Consider the following 3,055-nt stretch of genomic DNA (forward strand, 5'->3'; position numbering starts at 1 on the left):
TCAGACGAGCCTCGCCCCTTGGAGGTCCTGAAGACATGAATCGGACGATCGTTGTCATTGCAGCGTTTCTCGCGTTCTTGCCTTATGGGGCCGAATCGATGTGGGCCCAGAGTCCGGTGGAGCGCATGACGGAGTTCCTCCGAAGCCAGATCGGCCTCGATGACGAGGAGCTCCGACGCGTGCGCGCGGGCGAGGTCTATACCAAGGTGTTAGATACCGACGAGGACACCGAGGTCGCCATCTTCGGTGTCGTGCGGGTGCACGTGCCCGTCGACTACTTCGTCGCCTGGCACGAGGACATCGAGCACTTCGAGAGCGGCGACGCCGTTCTCGCCATCCGGAAAATCGGGACGCCGCCACGGATCGAGGACTTCGCCGCGCTCGAGCTCTCCGACGAGGACATGGAGGCCCTGTCCAAGTGCCGGCTCGGGGATTGCGAAGTCAAGGTGACCGAGAACATCCTCGGCCGCCTCCACATCGAAATCGACTGGAGCTCTCCCGGCGCGAAGGAGGCCGCGACCCGACTGCTCCACCAGATGGCGCTCGAGGGCGTCGAGGAATACGTGAAGGAGGGAGACGCAAGCCTCGGCGCCTATCGCGACAAGAAACGGCCGAGCTTCATCGAGGAGGAGTTCGACGCGCTCCTCGCGAGCTCACCCTACCTCATGGAGTATGTGCCCGAGCTCCATCGCTATCTGGACGACTATCCGCACGCCGAGCTTCCCGGCGTGAACGAGTTTCTCTACTGGTCCACGGTGAAGTTTGGCCTGAAGCCGACGACCCGGGTGAACCACGTCGTCTTCTACCGCCGTCCCAATGGGTCGGTGGCCATCGCGTCCAAGATGCTGTACGCGAGCCACTACTTCCACACCGCCCTCGAGCTCAAGTACGTCATTCCGGATACGAGTGACTCGAGCACCGAGGGATTCTACCTGCTGAGCTTCAGTCGCAGCCGGTCGGACGGTCTCACGGGAATGTTCGGCGGATTGGTGCGGCGTCGGGCGCAGTCGGGCGCTCTGGACGGTCTCGCGTCGGCTCTCGCGAGCCTGAAGAGGCTCGCCGAGCAGGGTTACGGCGGGGCTGCTCCTCCCTAATGCATCGAGCAGGGTGAGGAAAAACTGAAGCCCACCCTGCGCGAGCGGAGCGAGCCCGGCGCGCTCGCCGCGCCGTAAGCAGCCCGAGCCGTGGCGGCACGATCGATCACGGGTCCCGCCACGGCACTGGGCACTCTAGTGGATTGCCGGCTCCAGGCCCGCGTGCTGTTTCACGTACTCTGCGACCTGCCGATGAGTCGCCCACCACACCGCTTCCTTCGACTGAATATGCTCGATGAGCTCCTTCAGGATCACGATTCGCGAGCGGTGCCCGATGTAATGAGGATGCATCGTGAGCAAGAACATGGTGCCCTCCTCGTAGGCGAGGTCGAACTCATCGATGTACACCTGGAGCACGTCACGGGGTGAGCTGTAGCGAGCCCCGCTCGGATTCATCAACGGAGCATCGTCCAGGATCCATTCGACCGGTAGCTCGACGATGCCGGTCGGCTCTCCGCCGGCCAGTAGCTCGTAAGGCCGGTCGTCGGCCATGAGCGAGCTGTCGTAGAGAAATCCGAGGTCTCGAATGATGTCGAGGGTGTTGTCGGAGAAGTTCCAGGAAGGAGCCCGGTATCCGACAGGCCTCTCCCCGGCGATGTCGGTCAGGTAGTCGGTGGCACGCTCGACGAGCTCTCGTTCCATGTCCGCGGGCAGTGAGGAATTGAGCTCGTGAATCCAGCCATGGACTCCAATCTCGTGTCGCCCGGAACGCTTGATGACGTCCGCCATGTGCGGATTGAGTCTCAGGCTCTCGGATGGAATGAAGAACGAGGCCGGAATCTCATGTGCATCGATCAGATCCACCACGCGCTGCAGCCCGACGCGCGCTCCGTACTCGCCTTGGGAGAGCGCTCCAATCGTCGGTTCGCCATAACGAAGGGCGATCGTCTCGTTGTCGACGTCGAAGGAGAGAAGGACGGCCACCCGTGCACCTTGAGGCCATGTCTCCGGCTGGAGGCTCCGGCCCGCTCTCACTCGGTTGACGGTCTCGTCGATCTTCTCCGTCGTCCAGAGCCACCCGGGCTCCGGTCCCGCGACCCCCGGATCCGGTGGAGGCGGCGCGCAGCAGGCAAGGACCACCAGGCCCGTCAAGGCGACACGGAAGGCAAGCACCACAGGGTTCGTCTTACAGTAACCTTCGAACATGATCGTCTCCACACACCGAACGAGTCGGTAATGACATCGATGCCAACAACGACTCCGGCGCGGCAGTATACCGCGGCCACCTTACGCCACTCGGAGTAGAGAGAACCACCTAGTGTTTCATCCCCGCGGGCCCACGTTCTGGGAGCTGGCCGAGCAGGCGCTGTCGTCGACGGAGCGGGGCTACGACCTGCTTGCGCCGAAGTTCGACGTCACGCCGTTTCGCACGCCGGACGAGATCCTCAGCCGTGCCGCGAATTACGTCCATGGAGCTCTGAAGCCTCGACGGCTTCTGGATCTCGGCTGCGGAACGGGTGCGGTGCTGCAGGCGCTAAACGTGCATCGCGCGGTGGGACTCGACCTGAGCCGAGGCATGCTTGCGGTCGCGCGCAAACAGGTTCCTCACGCAGTCTACGTTCGCGGAGATTTTCTCGAGCCGCCGTTCGCGAGCGCTTTCGACCTCGTCACTTGCTTCAGCGCTCTCGGCCACGTCCTTCCGACCGATGGGGAGCGATTCGTCAAGGCGGTTCGGACCTGCCTTCGGCCCCAAGGGCATTTCCTGTTCGTGACGAGCCGGATGCCGCCGCTCGGGTCCAGGGGCTATTGGCTGTCTCGCGGCTTCAACGCGGCGATGCACCTGCGCAACACGATGTGGTCGCCACCCTTCGTGATGTACTACCTGACCTTCGTTCTTCCCGAAGCGCGGGCCCTCCTCGAGAGCGAGGGCTTCGAGGTGCGCGTCGAATCGGGAGTCTTCGGAGCCCCCTTCGAGCGCTACTGCCTGGTGGAAGCGCGACTACCCAGGTGATGATGGCCGC

At 63.4% G+C, this 3,055-nt stretch carries 3 protein-coding genes; 2 read left to right on the top strand and 1 reads right to left on the bottom strand.

Features of this window, described 5'->3' with window-relative positions; all coding sequences use genetic code 11:
* Positions 1-35 precede the first annotated feature (35 nt).
* Complete coding sequence (locus VEK15_28725; GenBank protein HXV64717.1) at positions 36-1,094, top strand: hypothetical protein; 1,059 nt, start codon at positions 36-38, stop codon at positions 1,092-1,094.
* 135 nt (positions 1,095-1,229) lie between these two features.
* Here VEK15_28725 and VEK15_28730 read toward each other — a convergent pair whose 3' ends face one another.
* The gene (locus tag VEK15_28730) at positions 1,230-2,207 is read right to left on the bottom strand and encodes a polysaccharide deacetylase (protein HXV64718.1); all 978 of its coding nucleotides are present in this window, start codon (positions 2,205-2,207) and stop codon (positions 1,230-1,232) included.
* 145 nt (positions 2,208-2,352) lie between these two features.
* Here VEK15_28730 and VEK15_28735 point away from each other — a divergent pair, with 145 nt between their 5' ends.
* Positions 2,353-3,045 carry a class I SAM-dependent methyltransferase gene (locus VEK15_28735; GenBank protein HXV64719.1) on the top strand — a complete coding sequence of 231 codons (693 nt, stop codon included), beginning with the start codon at positions 2,353-2,355 and terminating at the stop codon, positions 3,043-3,045.
* Positions 3,046-3,055: the final 10 nt, after the last annotated feature.

This window comes from Vicinamibacteria bacterium, assembly GCA_035620555.1.
Classification (GTDB): Bacteria; Acidobacteriota; Vicinamibacteria; order Marinacidobacterales; family SMYC01; genus DASPGQ01.